This window comes from Pseudomonas sp. WS 5503, assembly GCF_012985385.1.
Classification (GTDB): Bacteria; Pseudomonadota; Gammaproteobacteria; order Pseudomonadales; family Pseudomonadaceae; genus Aquipseudomonas; species Aquipseudomonas paracarnis.
Genome location: NZ_JAAQWI010000002.1, coordinates 465,457 through 485,607 on the forward strand (window position 1 = coordinate 465,457; position 20,151 = coordinate 485,607).

15 protein-coding genes are annotated in these 20,151 nt (G+C 63.6%); 4 read left to right on the top strand and 11 right to left on the bottom strand.

Features of this window, described 5'->3' with window-relative positions:
* Nucleotides 1-39 precede the first annotated feature (39 nt).
* Genes HBO10_RS07950 through tagH form a run of 11 tightly spaced genes read right to left on the bottom strand, consistent with a single transcriptional unit; the run spans nt 40 to nt 16,019 of the window.
* Entirely contained in the window at nt 40-1,752 is a 1,713-nt protein-coding gene (locus HBO10_RS07950; RefSeq protein WP_034129100.1) for an SUMF1/EgtB/PvdO family nonheme iron enzyme, read from the bottom strand.
* Nucleotides 1,745-2,929 carry an FtsX-like permease family protein gene (locus tag HBO10_RS07955; protein WP_034129101.1) on the bottom strand — a complete coding sequence of 395 codons (1,185 nt, stop codon included), beginning with the start codon at nt 2,927-2,929 and terminating at the stop codon, nt 1,745-1,747. The genes HBO10_RS07950 and HBO10_RS07955 overlap by 8 nt, the downstream gene beginning before the upstream one ends.
* Nucleotides 2,929-3,633 (bottom strand): ABC transporter ATP-binding protein, encoded by a 705-nt coding sequence (locus tag HBO10_RS07960; RefSeq protein WP_034129102.1) that lies wholly within the window; start codon nt 3,631-3,633, stop codon nt 2,929-2,931. The genes HBO10_RS07955 and HBO10_RS07960 overlap by 1 nt, the downstream gene beginning before the upstream one ends.
* Complete coding sequence (locus HBO10_RS07965; protein WP_169921961.1) at nt 3,633-6,611, bottom strand: serine/threonine-protein kinase; 2,979 nt, start codon at nt 6,609-6,611, stop codon at nt 3,633-3,635. The genes HBO10_RS07960 and HBO10_RS07965 overlap by 1 nt, the downstream gene beginning before the upstream one ends.
* Entirely contained in the window at nt 6,608-7,327 is a 720-nt protein-coding gene (locus HBO10_RS07970; protein WP_034129104.1) for a protein phosphatase 2C domain-containing protein, read from the bottom strand. Before HBO10_RS07970 ends, HBO10_RS07965 begins: the two co-directional genes overlap by 4 nt.
* Nucleotides 7,328-7,981, bottom strand: coding sequence for a type VI secretion system-associated protein TagF (gene tagF / locus HBO10_RS07975; RefSeq protein WP_034129105.1), 654 nt, complete (start codon nt 7,979-7,981; stop codon nt 7,328-7,330).
* Complete coding sequence (gene tssM / locus HBO10_RS07980; protein WP_034129106.1) at nt 7,978-11,478, bottom strand: type VI secretion system membrane subunit TssM; 3,501 nt, start codon at nt 11,476-11,478, stop codon at nt 7,978-7,980. The genes tagF and tssM overlap by 4 nt, the downstream gene beginning before the upstream one ends.
* Nucleotides 11,475-12,764 (bottom strand): DotU family type VI secretion system protein, encoded by a 1,290-nt coding sequence (locus tag HBO10_RS07985; protein ID WP_054896050.1) that lies wholly within the window; start codon nt 12,762-12,764, stop codon nt 11,475-11,477. Before HBO10_RS07985 ends, tssM begins: the two co-directional genes overlap by 4 nt.
* A 6-nt stretch (nt 12,765-12,770) precedes the next feature.
* Entirely contained in the window at nt 12,771-14,105 is a 1,335-nt protein-coding gene (gene tssK, locus HBO10_RS07990) for a type VI secretion system baseplate subunit TssK (protein ID WP_034129108.1), read from the bottom strand.
* Nucleotides 14,106-14,123: 18 nt separating this feature from the next.
* Nucleotides 14,124-14,633, bottom strand: a complete 510-nt coding sequence (gene tssJ, locus HBO10_RS07995) for a type VI secretion system lipoprotein TssJ (protein WP_034129109.1) — start codon at nt 14,631-14,633, stop codon at nt 14,124-14,126.
* 57 nt (nt 14,634-14,690) lie between these two features.
* Nucleotides 14,691-16,019: a type VI secretion system-associated FHA domain protein TagH gene (gene tagH / locus HBO10_RS08000; RefSeq protein ID WP_034129110.1), complete on the bottom strand. Its 1,329-nt coding sequence runs from the start codon at nt 16,017-16,019 to the stop codon at nt 14,691-14,693.
* 393 nt (nt 16,020-16,412) lie between these two features.
* Here tagH and tssA point away from each other — a divergent pair, with 393 nt between their 5' ends.
* From tssA to HBO10_RS08020, 4 genes are all read left to right on the top strand, one after another.
* Complete coding sequence (gene tssA / locus HBO10_RS08005; protein WP_034129111.1) at nt 16,413-17,429, top strand: type VI secretion system protein TssA; 1,017 nt, start codon at nt 16,413-16,415, stop codon at nt 17,427-17,429.
* Nucleotides 17,430-17,483: 54 nt separating this feature from the next.
* On the top strand, nt 17,484-17,990 hold the full coding sequence (gene tssB, locus HBO10_RS08010; RefSeq protein ID WP_003195557.1) for a type VI secretion system contractile sheath small subunit: 507 nt from the start codon (nt 17,484-17,486) through the stop codon (nt 17,988-17,990).
* Between the two features lie 2 nt (nt 17,991-17,992).
* Nucleotides 17,993-19,489, top strand: coding sequence for a type VI secretion system contractile sheath large subunit (gene tssC / locus HBO10_RS08015; protein ID WP_034129112.1), 1,497 nt, complete (start codon nt 17,993-17,995; stop codon nt 19,487-19,489).
* Nucleotides 19,490-19,644: 155 nt separating this feature from the next.
* Nucleotides 19,645-20,133, top strand: a complete 489-nt coding sequence (locus tag HBO10_RS08020; RefSeq protein ID WP_003195562.1) for a type VI secretion system tube protein Hcp — start codon at nt 19,645-19,647, stop codon at nt 20,131-20,133.
* Nucleotides 20,134-20,151 lie beyond the last annotated feature (18 nt).

Consider the following 20,151-nt stretch of genomic DNA (forward strand, 5'->3'; position numbering starts at 1 on the left):
CCGCCTGAGTCCCTTCCAAGCTCGCTAGACAGCCAACGATCAAGACCGCTGACCGCTCGCTGCGAGCAATTCCTTCAAGATCGTTGCCGGGTCGGCCCGCTGTTGCTTGCGGTAGTTGCCAACATGGCGAACGAACAGTGTCGCGCGCGTCACCAGGCTCTTGCCGAGCACTGGCTTGCGATCCAACTCTTCCTTGATCCGTTGAAACTGCGCCTGGATCACCGCATCGGTGTAGCGCGTGCCGGTGGCCAGGTTGTCGATGTAAATCGCCACCGCGCCGTCCAACGCGCTGCGTCCATTGGTGATGGCCATGTCGAACAGCTGCGTGCTGGCCTCGTCCTTGCTGTCCACCGCCTGCTGGCGACTCTTCTGCAGGTTGGCCAGGCGGATGTTGTAGTTGCTGATGGTCTCGGCCACCAACGCCGCCGACTGGATCAAATTGCCCGCCGCTTCTTCGCGTTGCTGGGCGATCAGCGACACGTTGCGCTTGAGCTCTTCGTTGACCAGGCCCAGTTCGGCTTGCAGCTTGGGATCGACACTGGCGGCGATGATGCTGTCCAGGCGTTTGGTCGGGTCCTGGGCGTCGTCGATGGCATCGGTCAGCGCGGCCAGGCGGCCTTCCTTCTGCCACTGGGCGAACAGCTCCTTGTAGCGCGAGCGCGGCGCCGACAACGCGCCAATCGCCACGCGAAAACCAGTGGTCTCGTTGCTTTGCTCGGTGCCATCAGCGGCAAACAGCGGGTATTCGCGGCGCATGCCGGTGAACAACGTGCCCTCGCCTTCCAGGTAGTTGCCGCCCTTGACCACAAAGCCGCCGTAGGTGCCCTGGCGGCGGCCAGCGTGTACCAGTTGGAAGGATTCCTGGACCATTTCCGCGGCGTTGCCGATCACGTCGAACATGCCGATGGGGTTAGGCAATTTGGTGCCGATGGGCATCAACCGCGCCGCCTGGCCGGTGCCGCCAGCCACTTGGTTGAACACCGCGTAATCGGCCAGCGGGCCATCGCTTTCACTGCCCTCGGCGCGCCGTGGATACAGCCGGCCTTCCAGGTCCTGGCGGCTCACCGCCTGGCCGCCGCGTGCGGCGTACTCCCACTCCACTTCGGTGGGCAGGCGCACAAAACCCAGGCCACCGTCTTCGGCCGACGCACCGCGCCCGCTCACCGGCAGCAGTTCGCGGTGGTATTTCATCAGCCAGGCGCTGTACACCGCCGAAAAACGCTCGGCTTCAAAGCGCGACAGTTTCACCTTGGGCAAACGTCCGGCCATACCGGTGGGCGCCTCACACGCCGGCGCCGGTTCGCCGCTGGCCAGGGACTGCGCCTGGGCCATCACCTGGGCGTATTGGCGAGCAGTCACTTCGTATTTGCCAATGAAGTACAGCATGGGCTTGAGCGGGGTCTTGGCGTCGGTCTTCGGCATCTGCGGCGCGATGACCTTGCTCCAGTCCTTGGGCAAGTCCTTGAGGGTGAACTGGCCGTTGATGAAGTCGCGGCGGTAACCGGAAATAAACGACTGCTGATAACCCGCCTCGCCTTCGGCAAAGGGGTAGCCCAGGTTGATTTCACGGTCATCCAGGGTGCCCTGGGCCAGAATGTAGGCGTAGCGGAATACCATGTTGCCTTCGCAGGGCAGCGGCAGGCTCACGTCGTCCGGCAACGGCTTGGGGTTGTCGAGCTTGTCACTTGCTTCATCAGCCCAGGCCAGCGAGGCCAGGCTCAGCGCCACGCAGGCGCCCAGTAATTTATACATCTCTGATTCCTTCAGAAGCCTGGATACGGGCCACCCGCCAACCACCACAGGCGGCCGCCACGGCACTGACGCCGAGCACCGCCACTAGGGCCAGGCCGTAATGGCGCGCCAACAGATGGCTGGCGTACTCGCCTGGCACCTGCACAAAAAGCTTGTTCAACGCCGCCTCAGCCAGGCCATACAGCCCAACGCTGAGCACAGCGGCAAAACCCGCGCTGTATAGCGCTTGCAGCAGCACAAACAGCAACAATGCGGCGGTGGAAAACCCCAGCAGGCGCAACACCGAGAGTTCACGGTGCTTACGCGCCACCGCCGCCAGGGTCCCCGCGAAAATCGCCGCAAACGCCCCGGCCAACGCCAACCCGGCGATGATCCAGAACACAATCGACAGGTTGCGGCTCAACGATTGCACTTGAGCGATGGTGTGCGCCTGGGTTGAAACCAACAGGTTCTGCTCGGCGAAATACACCCGCAACGGTTCCACATCACTGAGGCTGCGCGCATACAGGCGAAACGCCGGGTAGATGCGCTGTTCACTCACGCTCGCCGCTTCACCGGCCCAACCCAACGCCGGCACCGCACGGCCATCGCGGTAATCTTCCGCTGCCTCCAGCAACGCCAGATCGGCAAACAGGCCCTCGCGAGCGAAGGCCTCCAGCGGCAACACCGCCAGCACCTGCAACCGCGTGCGCTGGGCCTCGACGCGCCCCGCCACTTGCCGCGCAAAGCTGGTTTCCAGCCAATCACCGGGCCTTGCCGCGAGCTTTTCGGCGGCGGTATGGCTGAGCACGATCTGGTCCAGGCCGTGGGGCATCGGCAAGCCTGCCAACAACGGGTCGCCTGCGGCAGTCGGCAGCATTTCCAGGGTCAAGGTGCCCACCTGCGCCGTGGCCGCAATCTGCCGTGTGCGCGGCACAGCAAACGCGACATCGCTGCGCTCACCCAGCTGCGCGATAAACGCCGCGCTGAATCGACCACCGCCCAACGGGATGATTTCACGGCTGGCGGGGTCGGTCTCCAAGCGTTCGGTCAAACTGCTAACCAGTCCAAATTTCAGCCCGAATAACACCAGCAATGGTGCGATAACCGCCACCAATGCCAACACCGAACAGGCCGACAGCCACCCATCGTTGCGGTAGTCCTGCCACGCAAGCGAAGCAACCAGGCCGATGCGCATCAGCACGCCTCCCCGAGGGTTGCGGTGACGCCGCCGTCTGGGTCGCGCTGGCAACTGATACGCCGCACCTGCAAGCCACTGGCGCGGGCCAGCGGTTCGTCATGGGTGGCGATCACACAGGCCGTACGGTGTTCGCGGGCCTGGGCCAGCAGCGCCTGCATCACGCGCTCGGCGTTGAGCGGGTCCAGGGACGCCGTCGGCTCATCAGCCAGCACCAGTTGCGGCCCATGGGCCAGAGCCCGCGCACAGCTGACCCGCTGGCGTTGGCCCACCGACAACGCCGCCGGGCGCTTGGCCAACTGATCGCTGATCTGCAACTGCTCAGCCAGGCGCGCCACGCGGCCGTCGTCCTGCAAGCCCAGCAGTTGGCGCGACAGCGCGATATTGCCGCGCACGTCCAGAAACCCCAGCAACCCCCCGGTCTGCGGCACATAGCCCAAGTGCTGGCTGCGTAACGCGGCCAGCGCCGATTGCCGGTCGGCACGCCACAGCGCGCCGACGTCGTGTTGGTTGAATGCAAACTGCCCCACCTGATCCGGCGCCAACACCAGCGCCAGCAGGTCGAGCAAGGTGCTCTTGCCGCAACCACTGGGGCCGACAATTGCCAGTTGTTCACCCGCGCCCAGCTGCAACGCAGGGATCGCCAGGCTGTAGCGCTGGCTACCGACGCCCCGGCTCTTGTGCACCGCGCTCAGGTTCAACATTACGGCAGCGTCGACAGCGGCACGCGATACAACGCATCGCCCGGTTCGGCATCGCCGAAACGGACCCAGTTGGCCACGTCGTTATGGAAGGTTTCATACAGGCGGATTTTCGAATCCAGCTCGTCGATAAAGTCTTCCTGCTCGGCCACGCTCAATGACAACCACAGGTCCTGGGTCATGTTCAGCGACTTGCTGCGGTACGGTAGGCCCTCCAGGTATTCACCGAGCAGGCCGCCGTCAGCCAGGTTGCCGCCCTTGCGCAGGGCCTGCGGGTCGCGGCTCATATAGGCCGAGGCGCTGGCGATCTCCTGGAAGAAATCCTTGGGCGAGCTTTGTGTTTTGCGCGCTGCATCCACGATCAACTTCAACGATTGTTGCAGGTCGTTGAGTTGCAGCTTGGTCAACATCACGCACACCTGGAACGCTGGCAGCGCCGGGTTGGTTAGGTCACGATCAGCGGTCCAGGCGCTGACCAATTGCGGTGCCTGGCTCGCGGTCTTGCGCCCGAGAAAGTCCATGTGCATGGCATGGCCGACGGCGGCGGACTTGTCCGCCAGGCTCGGCGCGGCACTGAGCAACGGCACGGGCTGCGGCGTGTTGCTGCGCACCTGATGCACCAGGTTGGCGAACACCGTGCCGATCTCATCGACGCGCTCACCCAGCTTGCGCACATCGCCCCCTGGCACCGGCGTGTACAGGTCGCCGATCTGCGGGTTGGCGTCGGCGGTGAGGACGCGATACTGGCTCTCGGCGCCGGCATGGGTTTTCTTGCCGGCATCGGTGCGCAGGTGCAGCGCGTAGATCTTGATCTGCTTGCCCAGCGCCGCCTGGCGCACTTCCGCTTCGTTCATCTGGGTGGCGGCGAACGGGTCGTTCTTGCGCAGCGCGCCGGCATCGGAAACCAGCAGGATGATTCGCCCGCCGTAGCCGGACCAATCCATGCCGTCCACTGCCTGCATCACCCCGGCAAACGCATCTTCGTTGAACGAGTGGCTGGACACCGTCGACGCTTTGACCTGGCGCGCCATATCCAGGAAGCGCTGCGGGTCGCGGCCTTGGTCGAGGCTGATCAGGGTCTTGGCGACATACTCAAGGCCCGGGGTTTTCTGAATGCTGCTGCGAAAGCCGACCATGCCGAAGCTGACGCTGTCCAACTCGCCACGCTCGGCAATGCGGGTTTGTAGCTCGTGCACCACGTCGCGAATCTGGTCGATGTAGGGCTGCATCGACACGGTGGTGTCCACCACCAGCACCACCGCCGTGCGGAACGCGTCGGCATTGGCGCTGAGCGTCGGGCTGGCCGGTCTGGCAGCGGCGCGGCTGCCTGGGTCGATGGAGGCCACGTTGAGCAACTGCACCGGCTGGCCGTTGTCGTCGAAGCTCTCCTTGGATTCGAAGATCGGCAACAGGTAGAACTGGTTCTGCGGCACCGCGCTGGCGGTGGGTTCCAGGGCCAGGACTTGCTGGTTGTCTTCTCGGTTGTTCTGCGCTTTGGCCAAGGCGCTTTTCGCTGCGGCGGGGTCGGCCAGCAGTTTTTCCACCTCACCGGGCTGGCGCAGGAACATCACGGGAGCCCGGCCTGAGCGCTCGGTGAACTTGAGCACCAGGCTTTGTTTCCAGTCGCTGACCTGGGAGGCCGGCAGCCAACCGTCGCTGCGACCATCGGTAGCGGCGCCGACGCGCACCCACGGGCTGCCATCGACTTCTTTGCGCTGATACACGTAGAGCACGGAAAACGCCGGCAGCGCTTTACCCGGCGGGCTCCCAGCGTCCGCTGAAAGCTGGGCGCCGGGTTTGCTGAGTACACGCTGGAACAAGGTTTTCTTGCCTGCCATCAGCAACGGGCGCTGACCGCCATCCACTTCAGCGACAGCCACGGGCGGCGTCACCTTGGGCACCACGGCGGCTGGCGGCTTGGCCGGTTCATCGCCGCCGTTCAACCACCAGTAGCTGGCGCCGCCAATGGCCAACGCGACGGCGACCGCCACAGCGGCCAAGGCCAATACCGGCCCACGGCGCTGCTCGGACGGAGCATTGTGCTGCGTCGGCGTGACCACCGGTTGACGCACTATTGGCTGCGGCTGCGGTTTATCCGTCGGAATGTCGATGGTGACAGGGGTCATGCCCGCCAGATCAAAGCTCAATGGAATCGGCAGCGGCCGCACCAGCGTGGCATCCGATTCATCAGCCGGCAGTTGATCCAGCGCCAACAACAGCGCTGCCGCATCCGGATAACGCTCCGCCGGGTCCTTGGCCAACAATTTGCGCAGCACACCCTGGTAGCGCCCGTGATGCACCGGCAATTCCGGCAAGGGTTCAGTCAAATGCGCCAGAGCGGTGGAAAGCGCATCGGTGCCGTTGTAAGGCAGCTTGCCGACGAGGATTTCATACAGCACCACGCCCAGCGCGTAGAGGTCGGCGCGGCCATCGATCTCCTGACCCCGCGCCTGCTCGGGGCTCATGTAGCTCGGCGTGCCCACGGCAAACCCGGCCTGGGTGAATTGGGTGCGATCGTCCAGCGACTTGGCAATCCCGAAGTCCGACAACACCGCCGTGCCATCGGCCCGGAACAGAATGTTCGCCGGCTTGACGTCGCGGTGCACCAGCCCTTGGGCATGGGCATAGCCCAGGGCCGAGGCAATCTGGCGGATGAGCGTCACGCCCTGCTCCGGGGTCAGCCCAGCAGCAATGCGCTCCTTGAGCGTGCCATTGGGCAGGTATTCCATGGCCATGTAATACAGCTCACCGACGTTGCCGATGTCATGGATGGTCACCGTGTGCGGGTGTGACAAACGCGCCAGCGTCTTGCCCTCGCGCAGGAAGCGTTCGCAGAAACTCGGGTCGGCCGCCAGCGCTGCCGCCATCACCTTCAACGCCACCTTGCGCTCCAGCGAGCGCTGGGTCGCCAGGTACACGCTGGCCATGGCGCCTTCGCCAATCTCGCCCTCGATGTCATAACCCGGAATGACGATGTTCATGACGAGACCTTCACGACGAGGGTGGTGATGTTGTCCGGTGCGCCTCGGTTGAGGCCCAGGTGCACCAGGCTGCGCACGATTTCATCCGGCGCGTCATGGCTGAGCACGTCGCGGATTTCGTGGTCTTCGACGGTTTTGTTGAGGCCATCACTGCACAGCAAATAACTGTCGCCGGGAGCGATCAACAGGTCCACCGAGGCGACGTCCAACTGGGCCTCAACGCCAATGGCGCGGGTGACGATATTGGAGCGCGGGTGGGTGCGGGCGTCGGCTTCGCTGAGCAGGCCGCTGTCTTGCAGGTCTTGCACGTAGCTGTGGTCGCGGGAAATGCTTTCCAGCACGCCGTCGCGCAAGCGGTACAGGCGACTGTCGCCGGCCCACAGGCACACCCCGCGCAAGCCGCGCGCGGCGAACACCACCACGGTGCTGCCCATCATGGTCACGCCACGGTTGGCGGTTTCTTCGCGCACGGCCGCGTTGATGCGCAGCAGGTCATTGCGCAGCGCCGCCGAGTATTCGTCCAGGGAGCGGCCCAGCGGCACATGGCGCAGGCTGTCGACGATCAAGCTGCTGACATAGTCCCCCGCCGCGTGCCCGCCCATACCATCGGCCACCACCCACAAGCGGTTTTCCGGCAGGTCCAGAAAGGCATCTTCGTTGACTTGGCGAACCATGCCCACATGGCTTTTGCTCGCGGATTCGTACGTCACGCCCATCTACACCACACCTTCTTGTCCGAGCAAAAACTGCGCAAAATCGCTGGCGGCAGGCAGGCCCTGGCACCGTAATAAACCGGGGGAGATACGCTGCGAACCTCGCCCCCACCACAGGCTTGCGCCCTCGCACGCCTGTTCGGCCAGTGCGGTCATACGCTGGTGCGGCACGGTGGCTGCCACCCTTTGCAGGCCGGCGAAACGGCTGTCCACCGCCCGCGGCTCGCTGGCCGGCACGCCCAACTCGTCGAGCCCGGCGTTGAAGCTTTCGAAGGTCGCGCCGCTGTCGAGGGTGCTGAGCAACAAGGTTTCAGCCTGCTCGAACCAGGCGTCAGAACCGCCCACCAGCGACGCCGGGTTGGTGTCGTGATCCAGCAAGGTCACCACCGCCAGCGGAAAGTAACGCCCGACCCGGTCAATGCTCGGCATCACCACGCCCGCCGCCGCATCCGGCCCGCACACGCCCGGCGCCAGCACAAAGCGCCACAACGGGCTGACCAGGTACGCATTCAGCCAGTCAGCGCCGAGGCTGTTCTGGCTGGCGAGCAAACCCGCTGCCAGCCAGCTGTCCCACGGGCCTATAAAGCTCTGGGGCAAGGCGCGGCTGACGAAGTCCCCGCGGCTGGCCAACTTGCCGTAGAAACCCAGGGCCATCATAGCCGCTCCGGCAGGCTGAAGCCGCTGAGCACGCGGCTCTTGAACGGGTTGAACGCACTGTTGGCGCGCAACTCGTAGGCGATGCTCGCGCCATCGACCCGCAGGCGCAGGTTGAAACGGTCCGGCGAGTTGCCCGCCGTGAGGTCTGATTGCTCCAGCAGACGGAACCAGGCCCACGGGCCGTCCAGGGTGATACCGGAGCGACCACTGGCCGACGGCGGCATGATAGAAATACGCACCACGCCAATGCTGCCGGGGTTCGGCCATTGCATCGCTACCGGGCGGCTCGGGCCGTGGTCGTAGCTCAACTGCTGGCCGTCCAGGTCAAGCAGGAACTGGGTGATGGTAGGGTCCATCGACACCGGCTTGAGTTCGAAACGCACGATGGGTTGGGTGCCACCGGAGCGGAAGAACGCGTCCCGAATCGTCGCCGCACGCTGGAAGGTTTGCAGAACGCCAGGAGCAATCCCCAGCTTCTGCGCCGCCCCCGGTTGCCAGCGCCAGGTCTGTGCCGACGTGTCCACATAGGGCTGCAGGTATTTGCGGAAGTAGTTGTCCATCACCCCGCCCACACCGAAAAACTGGCCGAAGTCATCCAGGGTGGCGTCCCGCGCACTGCCCGGCGACATCGGGTAACGCCCGGCCAACGACTGGCGATACACGTTGACCACTTCACTGACCCAGGCCGCGTTCAGTTGGTTACGCACCCCGCCCATCATGCTGTTGGTGGTGGAATTGACCACCGACTTGACCATGCCCTGCACCAGCGGCGGCTGGCGCTCGGCGTTCAGGCTGACCCGCGTGGCCGCAGCCGCCGCCTGGTTCTTGGCCTCGCCGAGCAAGGCATCGCCGCTGGCACCGACCATGGCGCTGACCTGCACATACAGCGCATTCATGTCCGACAGCAGGCCGTCGATGGCCGCCGGTTCGCCTTCGTTTTTGCTGACGATGCTGTTGAGTTCGGCAAAGTGCGCGGTCACCGGATCATCCGCCGGTGCCGGGGCATTCGCCGTCGGTTGTGCCTCACCCAGCAAACTGCCGAGGCGCTCCTTGAGCTTGTCCACGCCGCCTTCCACCGGCACGCCTTTGGCGGCCAGTTGGCGTTCTTCGGCTTGCAGGTCGGTTTCCCTGGCGACCGCCACCAACAGTTTTTTCAGCGGCGAGGTGGGACCGGAAATCACCCGCAGCACATCGGCGGCCTGTGCCACGCTGGTGATCGGCACAAAGTCGATGTCGGCGAGCAACGCGTCCCACTGGCGCTGGTAATCCTGGAAGTACAAACGGCGCACGTCGGCGGCCAGGCTCACCACGTTCTGCTGGTCGGCCTGCTCATGGCCCAGCACCCATTGCTCTTCGGCTAGGGTGCCGGTCTGGTTCAGGCTGCTGAGCAAAAACGCCTGGCGATAGCCCTTGGCAGTAAAGAAACCACTCAACGGCTCGCCCAACGGCTTGCCGCTCTTGCGGCTGAACACCAGTGCGGCATCGCGACCGGCGGCCTCATTGAGACGAAAGTCCGGGATACCTTCGGGCAGTTTCTGGCGCTTGACGCGGTCGTACACGCGCTGGGCTACCGGCAATTGCTGCAATTGGCGACGCAGGTCGTCGATCAGGCGTGGGTCCAGGCGCGCGCTCGGCGGATGGCGTTCGAACAGCGCTTGCAAGTGCCCGGCCAGGGCCTGACGCTGGTCGGCCGGCAGGTCGCGGGGCAGGTTGCGGTCCCAGTCCAAGGCGATCCAGGCCTTGATGAAGTCCGGGTCGTAATGCTCGGTGTCGGCGAGCATCAGGTAAGCCTTGAGGCCCTCATAGAGAAAGTCCGAGTTGCCGCCGCCGTGCAGTTGCTCTTCGATACGCGTCACCAGGCGTGGGGCGAACACGGCGATCAAGAGTTTGCGGTACACGCTGGCGGACTCGGCTTCGAGCATATCGCCCTGGTACAGCCCCAGCCCTTCGGACCAGCTCGGTGAATCCCCCGCCAGGTTCTTCACCGCGTTGAGCAACGGCAGCACGGCGAGCACTTCCCGTTGTGCTGGGCTCAGGTTCTGTACGGTCTGGCCCAGTGGCGCGACCTTCTGATCGACCTGGGCGATATATGCCTGGTTGGCGCGATAGCTCACCCACCACAGGCTGCTGACCACCACCACCAGCGCGACGGTGGCCGCCAGTACGCCACGGGCGATCCACTTGCGGCGCCGCTCGACTTTCGGGTTCACCCCCACCAGGCCGCGCTCGGCAAAGGCCACGGCGGTGAAAAGTTTTTCGATGAAGTAACTGCGCCCGGTGCCGCTCTGGCGCGCCAGGTGCTGGCGGTCCAGGTTCATACTCTGGGCCATGGCACCGATCAGGCGGTCAATCGGGCTGCCTTCCTGGGTGCCGCTGGTGAAGTACACGCCACGCAGCAACACGCGCTCTTCAAAGGCGTTGGGTTTGAACACGCCTTCGAGGAAGCTTTGCAGGCAATCTTTCAGCGCGCCGAACTGCTGCGGGAAGCCGTAGATCAGGTCGCGTCGTGCCGGGTCGCGTTCCTGCTGCAAGCGCTCGACCAGGCGTTCGTTGAGACGCTGCTCCAGGCCCGCGAATTCGCTTTGCAGGTGCGCCAGCGGGCTGTCGCTGTTTTTGCCGTCGTCCAGGGCAAAGGTCATGCCCCACACCTGGGCGCGCTCTTCCTTGCTCAGGTTGTCGAAGAACTCCATGAAGCCCGGCACCAGGTCGAGCTTGGTGAGCATCAGGTAGATGGGGAAACGCACGCCCAGCTGCGTATACAGCTCCTGGATGCGCAGGCGAATCGCGGCGGCATGGGCTGCGCGCTCGGCGTCGGTGCCCAGCAGCAGATCCGAGAGGCTGATGGCGATAAACGCCCCGTCGATCGGCCGGCGGGAACGCTGCTTTTTCAGCAAGTCGAGAAAGCCCAGCCAGGCGGCTTTGTCCACCGTGGAGTTGCTGTCCTGGGTGGTATAGCGGCCAGCGGTGTCGAGCAATACGGCCTGGTCGGTAAACCACCAGTCGCAGTTGCGCGTACCACCCACGCCCCGCACCGCACCGGCACCCAATTGCGCCGCCAGCGGGAAATGCAGCCCGGAGTTGACCAGCGCGGTAGTCTTGCCCGAGCCCGGCGGACCGATGATCACATACCACGGCAACTCGTAGAGGTTGCGGCGCTCATCGCCGCCCAGCTTGGCCTTTTTCAGCAGTGCCAGGGCTTCGTCCATGCGCTGGCGCAGCGTGGACAGCTCTTCGGCGGTCGCAACGCTGTTGGGGTCGACCGGGGTTTCTGCGGCCAGGCTGCGCATCACTTCGGCGGCCTGGCGACGGGCCTGGATGATGCGGAACACGCGGTAGGCCACCCACAGCGCAAACACCAGCACGATCAGCGCCCAACGGCGCCCTTCGGGCACCAGCACGTCCAGCAGCGGGCCAACAAACCAGATGATCAGGCTCAGGGCAATCAGGCCCAGCACGGGGATCACCCAGCGAATCATGAAACTGAAAAACGCCTTCACTCGACGCCCTCCGCCAATACGGTGATTTCAACCCGACGATTGCGGGCACGGCCTTCGGCAGTACTGTTGGTGGCCAACGGCTCGGTGTCGCTGCGGCCTTCGGCGCTGAAGCGCTCGGCCTGGCCGGTCTTGGCCGCGAGAATTTCCAGCACCGACTTGGCCCGGGCTTCGGACAATGCCCAGTTGGACGGGAAGCGCAACGTGGCAATCGGGCGGTTGTCGCTGTGCCCGGTGACACGCACCTGGCCCTTGACCTTGCGAATGGCGTCAGCGATGCGCAGCATCAGCGGTTGGTAGTCATCGACGATGCTGGAGCTGGCCGAGGCGAACAGCTCATCGCCACGAATGGTCACCACAGAGCGGTCAACCTTGTCTTCCACGGCCACGCGGCCGGCCTTGATGTCATCGGCCAGGAACCCGGCCAGGCGCGGGCGCTCAATCACTTTGGGCTGCGCCACCGGACGGTCGATGGCCTGCACCGGGATCTCGCCCAGGGCATGAATATTCTTGAACACCGGCTCGGCGTCCGAGGCCAGCTTCATGCGCAGGCCGAACAGCAACGCCAACAGCAGCGCCAAGCCAATCGCCACGGCTATCCATGGCGGCATGAATTGCGCCAGGCGATCACGGGCCACGGTCACGCCGCGCCAGTGCGGCGACAGCTCACGCTCGTGCTCGCCACGGGCGCTGCGTATCGCTGCGGCGGTGCGTTCACGCAAGGCTTCCAGCTGGCTGCGCCCGTCGGTCATCACGCGGTAACGCCCTTCAAAACCCAGGCACATGCACAGGTACAACAGCTCCAGCAGGTACAGGCGTTCCCGTGGGCTTTGCAGACAGTGGTCAAGCAACTGGAAAACCTTTTCACCACCCCAGGCTTCGTTGTGCACGGTGATCAGCAGGCTCTGCTTACCCCAGTCACTGGTGCTGCCCCACGGCGTGCTCAGCACCGCTTCATCCAAGGCAGTGCACAGCGCGTAACGGGCCAACAGCACTTCATTGCGTGCCACACCGGCGGCTTCGGCGCGTTCTTCGAACTGGCGCAGGTACGCCAGCAACTGCGCACGCAGGCTGGCCGGCGCGGGATGGGCAATGGTGTTGCGCAACCGCGTCAACAACGCCAGCAACGGGCCGGCGGCACTTTCGAGCGGGTTGAGGCCCTGGCTCTTGCCGGTGAGGATCGGCGCAGCCGGCATCGACAGCGGCGCAGGTTCGGCACGCGCGGGTGCAGGTTCTCGGCCACCCGGGCGCGGCATGAACTGGGTGCGGTCATCATCATTGGGATGCATCGCCAATTATCCTCGGATCGCCCAGAAGGCCAGGTTCAAGCCCGGGAACTGCCCGGCGATATGGAAGGCGAAACCGCCGGAATTATTCAGCTGCTGCCAGTGCTCGCTGCCACGGTCCAGCTCGTAGTAGGTGCTGCCGGCGTGGTAAGGCAATTGGCGCGGCGCCACCGGCAACGGCTGCAGGCCGATGCCCGGCAGTTGCAGGTTGACCATGTCGCGGATGTGCTCCACCGAGCCGACCTTGCTCTGCTGGCCGAAACGCGCACGCAGGGTTTCGCCGGGCACATCGGCGCGTACCACGAGGATGAAACTGGCGTTGTCGAGCAGGGTCTTGTCGGCCAGCATCGCCACATGGATGCCGTAGGCTTTCTCCACAATCGGGATCGGCGTGGCCTTGCTGTCGATGAGCATCGACAGCGCCTCACGCAAGGCCGCCATCACCGGCATGAAGCTCAGGGCCAGGTCATCGTGCTGGTACTGCGGGTATTCCTGGGGGCGACGGCTGGAGGTTGAGAAGGTGGAAAACTCACCGGCCAGGCTGACCAGTTCGCTGAAGAAGCGCTCCGGGTGCAACGGGCTCAACTGGCTGAAGTGCTGGATCAGCGGCTGGGCGCGGTTGACCAGTTGCAGCAGCATGAAGTCGGCGATCTCCGAGGCACCACCGGCACCCGAGGCCACCACGCGGCCGGCCAGGGCTTCGCCACGCTGGTGCAACAGGCCCAGCAGTTCGCTGCGAAAGGCCGTCAGCGGTTTGCTCGCGGCCACGTCCAGCACGGGCGGGATGTAAGTGTCATCGAGCACCAACGCACGGTCGGCACGCTTTTCCTTGATGCGTACCAGGCCGATGGCCGCGTAGTCGCTGATGCCGTCCTGCGCCGTCAGCAGGCGCAACGCCCGCGACCCCACGGCCACCGGTGCACGGTTTTCGAACGGGGCGTTGTCGTCGCGCACTTCACGCACCTGGCTCACGTAGCGCGCGGCTTCCAGGGCCTCGCCCTCGTCCACCGTGTCACGGGCGCCGGCACGCTTGAGCGGCAGGGCCAGGTAGACCAGGCCGTCGCGCAGGTTGTCGTCGATATTCAACGGGCTCGGCGCCAGGTCGTCCTGGGGAATATTGAACGGCGTGCCATCGGGCAACAGGCCGCGGGCCGACACGATCGCCAGCTTGCCCTGGGCCAGCAGGCCCTGGTCGATCAGCAGCTCGGAGAACCCCCAGGCACCCGCCGACAACGGGCGGCTGCGGGCATCGATCAGGTTTTCCAGGTAACGGTCATGCTGCTGGAAGTGCTGCGTTCCGATGAACATGCCTTCCGACCAGACCACGCGATTGTTCCAGGACATGGGGGCTCCGATTGCTTGTTATTGGGCTGGGCTGGATGGGGAAGCCACGACGTCGGCGCGCACGGCATGCACGTCGAGGCTGATCTGGTATTCGCTGTATTGGCGCGGCGGCACGTTGATGACCGTGCGCCATTGCGCACGGTCCAACTCGCGGTAGCCCACCAGCAAGCCGATCTGGCGCGTGGACGGGTCGAGATCGCGCTGCAGGCTCAGTTGTTGGCCGGGCTGCACCATCACTTCGTCCTGGTCCAGCAGGTCGAGGCCGAGGGTGGATTGCGCACGGTCAGCCAGGGCGAAGTAATCGGAGCGTGAAAAGGTCGCGGCGTTTTTCAATTCGAAAATGCGCACCCGCACCGGCGCGGCCTGGCCGTTGGCACCGGGGTTAAGCCCGGCAATCGCGTGAAAATGCAGCTCAACGGCGGCCGTGTCAGCTTCGGCCTCGGCAGCCGCCTGGGGTTTGGCAGTGTCGTTGGCACACGCCGTCAGCAGCAGCACGGTGGCGGCTGCGAGTAAAAACCTGGGAATCATCCTGCGTCCTCAATGACGTATTTAGCTATCCGTTTTATCCATTGGTGCGAGGCGTTTTCAGCGTCGCTGTCGTGCACTGTGTTCTTCGTAGGCCCGGCTGAATTCACGACCGAACAAGTCCTGGAAATCGTCCTGGGCCTCGCGGGAAATGTTGCTGTAGAGCTCGGTGAACTGCTGCCAGTACTGGGCCTGGCGCGAACCATTGAAGAGACTGGAGAGGCCGCCAGGCTTGCCCATGCGCTCCTCCAGCTGCGCCGGTTCAAAGCGCGTGAGCAGGTGTTTGATCGCCGCTTCCACGCCAGCCATCACGGCCAACTGGTGGGCGCGCAGGTCGTCGAAACTGTCACGTACGGCGAGGTCCGGCGCCATGAACGCCTGGTTGCCATGACGCAGCAACAGCAGTAACGCTTCATCGGCATTCGGGGCGAATTTCAACGGGTTGTTTTCGGCGGGGCGGATCATCGTCTGCTGCATGCGAAACTCGCCCTTGAGGCTGGCACGGGCACGCAATACGTCGATCAAGCCCTCGACCATCAACCGGTAGCTGCGGCCGATGCTTTCCATCTGCGCGCAGGCGTCGGCTTTGTCCAGGCGCAACTGGTCCAGGCCCGCACCGCGCAGGAAGGCTTGCAGGAGGTCCGGTGGTGGCTCGGCATTGGCCACGGGGAGCGCAACAGGCTCGACCACGGGCGGCGGCGGGATGATCGGTGCTGGGGCGGGCGCAGCATTGACGATGGGTGCGGGCGCGTCGCTGAACAGGTCCCAGTCTTCGGGAATCACCGAGCCTTGCACCAATGGCTTTTCGGGCGCCAGTACGGCCACTGGAGCCGGGGGGCGAAAATCGTGTTGCTCGGACGGCACATGGTCCGCCACGGTGGGCGGCGGCACGGCGGTGGGGCTGAGGAAGTCGAACAGGTCTGGCAAGGTTTCCATGGCCGAGGCGCCCTGGAACTGCGGCGCGATCATCGGTGTGGGCGCAGGTTGGCTCGCCACGGCGCCCATCAGCGCTTCAAAGCTGTTGGGTGAGTCACCGGCAAATGGCTGGCTGTCGATGGCCTGCACGTTGAAGTCGATACGCGCCTGGATTTCGTAATCGCCGATGCGGATCAATTCACCGTCTTGCAACGGCTCGCTGTTACCCCGACGCATACGAATACCCGCCTTGACCAACTCCACACCATTGGTGCTGTTATCGGTCAAATAATAACGGCCATCTTTGTATTGAATAACGCAATGTTGCGAAGAGACGAGACGCTCAGGGTCGGGCAATACCCAGTCATTGTCAGAACTGCGGCCAATAGCCATCACGCCCTGATCCATGGACTTTTCGGGGCATTGCCCAGGTGTGATCTTGTGATAACTAGTGATAGTCAAACACAGCGACATCTTGCCTCCTTGCTGATACATCGCGCGCAGTCTACCCAGGAGGCAGCACCGCCCTGGAGAGTCCCGTCCTGTCGTACAAACGACCGCCAAAATCTGCTTTTACCAGCATGATCGCTGATCTTAACTGGCTTCCATGACAAAAATCCGCTCTGGGCGCGCCTTTCGACTCGCCAGTCGCGCAGGTTGTTAAACACCGCACATCTGTCACAGAGGGCGAATAGCTTACCTTGACAAGCCATAAGTACTACACCAAAAATGCACAACTTCTTGAACATCAGTGATGGCACAGTAGTGGCGCGCTGAGTGTATGACCAAGAAAACATGCAAAGTTCATTACGCAACTAGTGCATGAATTGCCCGCCATCCAGCGGGCCGATAAGGAGATCGAATTCAGTGGATGTGCCGTTGCTGCTCACCGCCGTTTCCGCGACGTCGCCTTGTGGCGAGGACATGGAATATGACGCGCAATTTCTGCAATTGGAACGTGATGCCAAGGGCCAACCCGAACGCAGCATGGGCGACTCGATCCTGCCCGCTGAGCCGCCCGAGTGGCGCAGCATCCAGCAGCAAAGCCTCGACCTGTTGCAGCGCAGCAAAGACCTGCGCATCACCCACTTTCTGCTGCAAAGCACCCTCGCCCTCCAGGGTGTGGCCGGGCTGGCCGAAGTCCTCACGCTGATCAACGCCTTGCTGCGCCAATACTGGGCCGATCTGCACCCGCGCCTGGATGCCGACGATGACAACGACCCCACCGTGCGCATCAACGCCCTTACCGGCCTGACCTGCGAAACCAATATTCGGCTGCTGCGCGAAAGCATCCTGACACGCTCGCGCACCTTCGGGCCCGTGAGCCTGCGCGCCGCGCTCAACGCCAGCGGCCTGCAGAGTTTTGCCGATGAGCAGTTGGGCAACCAGCAACTCAACGCCGCGTTCCTGGACAGCGACCCCGAACAACTGCAAGCCACCCGCGACGCCTTGAGCGCGGCGCGCACGGCGTGCGAGGCCATTGAGCAACAGGTCAATGACCAAGTCGGTTCCGCCCAGGGCGTGGACCTCAGCGCCTTGAAGCAGCCGCTCAAACAGGCCCTGCAACTTCTCAATCAAGCGGTGCCAGGCACCGACAGCAGCAGCGATCCTGAGGCCGTCAGTGAAGACAATGCCCCCTCGGTCGACGCCGCCGCGCCCGCAGCCCCTCGCCCGACGGGCGACATCGCCACCCGCGACGATGTGCTGCGCAGCCTCGACAAAATCCTTGCGTACTACACCCGCCACGAGCCTTCGAGCCCGCTGCCGGTGCTGTTGAACCGAGCCAAGAATCTGGTACATGCCGACTTTGCGGCCATCGTTCGCAATCTGATTCCCGATGGCATGTCCCAATTTGAAAACCTGCGCGGCCCCGACAGCGAGTAAGCCGCCGGACCGTGCAGTAACAACACCGTCGCTCAAGCGACCAGGAGCAGCAACGTGGCGAAGCAAAGTTCTCAGAAATTCATCGCGCGCAACCGTGCGCCTCGAGTGCAGATCGAGTACGACGTCGAGCTTTACGGCGCCGAGAAAAAGGTCCAGCTGCCCTTCGTGATGGGCGTGATGGCCGACCTCGCCGGCAAGCCTGCCGAGCCGCTGGCACCCGTGGCCGACCGCAAGTTCCTTGAGGTGGACGTCGACAACTTCGACTCACGCCTCAAGGCCATGCAGCCACGCGTCGCGTTCCACGTACCCAATGAGCTGACAGGCGAAGGCAACCTGAGCCTGGACATCACCTTCGAAAGCATGGACGACTTCAGCCCGGCCGCCGTGGCCCGCAAGGTCGACTCGCTGAACCAGCTGCTCGAAGCCCGCACCCAATTGGCCAACCTGCTGACCTACATGGACGGCAAGACTGGCGCTGAAGAAATCATCATGAAGGCGATCAAGGACCCGGCATTGCTTCAGGCACTTGCCAGCGCGCCCAAGCCTGCAGGGGAGCAGTAATCATGACGGACAATACCGCCCGCGAAGGCAGCCAGATCCTGGGTACTACCGAAGAAGCCAGCGAGTTCGCGAACCTGCTGCTGCAAGAATTCAAGCCCAAGACCGAGCGTGCCCGCGAAGCCGTTGAAACCGCGGTGCGCACCCTGGCTGAACAGGCCCTGGCGCAAACCGACCTGGTGTCCAACGACGCGATCAAGTCGATCGAATCGATCATCGCCGCCATCGACGCCAAGCTCACCGCCCAGGTCAACCAGATCATCCACCACCAGGATTTCCAACAACTGGAAAGCGCCTGGCGTGGCTTGCATTACTTGGTCAATAACACCGAGAGCGATGAGCAACTGAAGATTCGCGTGCTCAACATCTCCAAGCCAGACCTGCACAAGACCCTGAAGAAATTCAAGGGCACCGCGTGGGACCAGAGCCCGATCTTCAAGAAGATGTACGAAGAAGAATACGGCCAGTTCGGTGGCGAACCTTACGGCTGCCTGGTGGGTGACTACTACTTCGACCAGTCGCCGCCCGACGTGGAACTGCTGGGCGAGCTGTCGAAAGTCTGCGCCGCCATGCACTCGCCTTTCATCGCTGCGGCCTCGCCGACCGTGATGGGCATGGGCTCGTGGCAGGAACTGTCGAACCCACGCGACCTGACCAAGATCTTCACCACCCCGGAATACGCCGGCTGGCGCTCGCTGCGTGAATCGGAAGACTCGCGTTACATCGGCCTGACCATGCCGCGCTTCCTGGCACGCCTGCCGTACGGCGCCAAGACCGATCCAGTGGAAGCCTTCGCTTTCGAAGAAAACACCGACGGCGCCGACAGCTCCAAGTACACCTGGGCCAACGCCGCCTACGCCATGGCAGTGAACATCAACCGTTCGTTCAAGCACTACGGCTGGTGCTCGCGCATCCGCGGCATCGAGTCTGGTGGTGAAGTGGAAAACCTGCCGGCCCACACGTTCCCTACCGATGACGGTGGCATGGACATGAAGTGCCCGACCGAAATCGCCATCAGTGACCGCCGTGAAGCGGAACTGGCGAAGAACGGTTTCATGCCGCTGCTGCACAAGAAAAACACCGACTTCGCCGCGTTCATCGGCGCCCAGTCGCTGCAGAAACCTGCCGAATACGACGACCCGGACGCCACCGCCAACGCCAACCTGGCCGCACGCCTGCCGTACCTGTTCGCCACCTGCCGTTTCGCCCACTACTTGAAGTGCATCGTGCGCGACAAGGTCGGCTCCTTCAAAGAGAAGGACGAAATGCAGCGCTGGTTGCAGGACTGGATCCTCAACTACGTCGACGGCGACCCGGCGCACTCCACCGAAACCACCAAGGCCCAGCACCCGTTGGCGGCGGCCGAAGTGATCGTGGAAGAAGTCGAAGGCAACCCGGGGTATTACAACTCCAAGTTCTACCTGCGCCCGCACTATCAGCTTGAAGGGCTGACGGTGTCGTTGCGCCTGGTATCGAAACTGCCTTCGGCAAAAAGCGCATAAGTAACGATTGAGCTAGCTCGTTCCCACGCTCCGCGTGGGAATGCCGCCCGGGACGCTCTGCGTCCCGGTGACGCGTAGCGTCACAGGATGCGTTACCACGCAGAGCGTGGGAACGATCACCCAATCAAGTGGCATGGGCCACACAGGGAGAAAACATGGCTGTTGATATTTTCATCAAGATCGGCGACATCAAGGGCGAGTCCATGGACAAGGCCCACAAGGACGAAATCGATGTGTTGAACTGGAGCTGGGGCATGTCCCAGTCCGGCAACATGCACGTCGGCGGTGGCGGTGGCGCGGGCAAGGTGAATATCCAGGACCTGTCGCTGACCAAGTACGTCGACAAGGCTTCGCCCAACCTGATGATGCACTGCGCCAGCGGCAAGCACATCGATAAGGTCAAGCTGACCGTGCGCAAGGCCGGTGGCGAGAGCCAGGTCGAGTACATGGTGATCAACCTGGAAGAAGTGCTGGTCACCTCCTTGAGCACCGGCGGTTCGGGCAGCGATGATCGCCTGACCGAAAACGTCACCCTGAACTTTGCCCAAGTGATGGTCGACTACCAGCCGCAGAAAGCCGACGGCACCAAAGACGGCGGCGCCATCAAGTTTGGCTGGAACATCCGTTCCAACACCAAACGCTGATAGCCCTTGTGGCCGTGG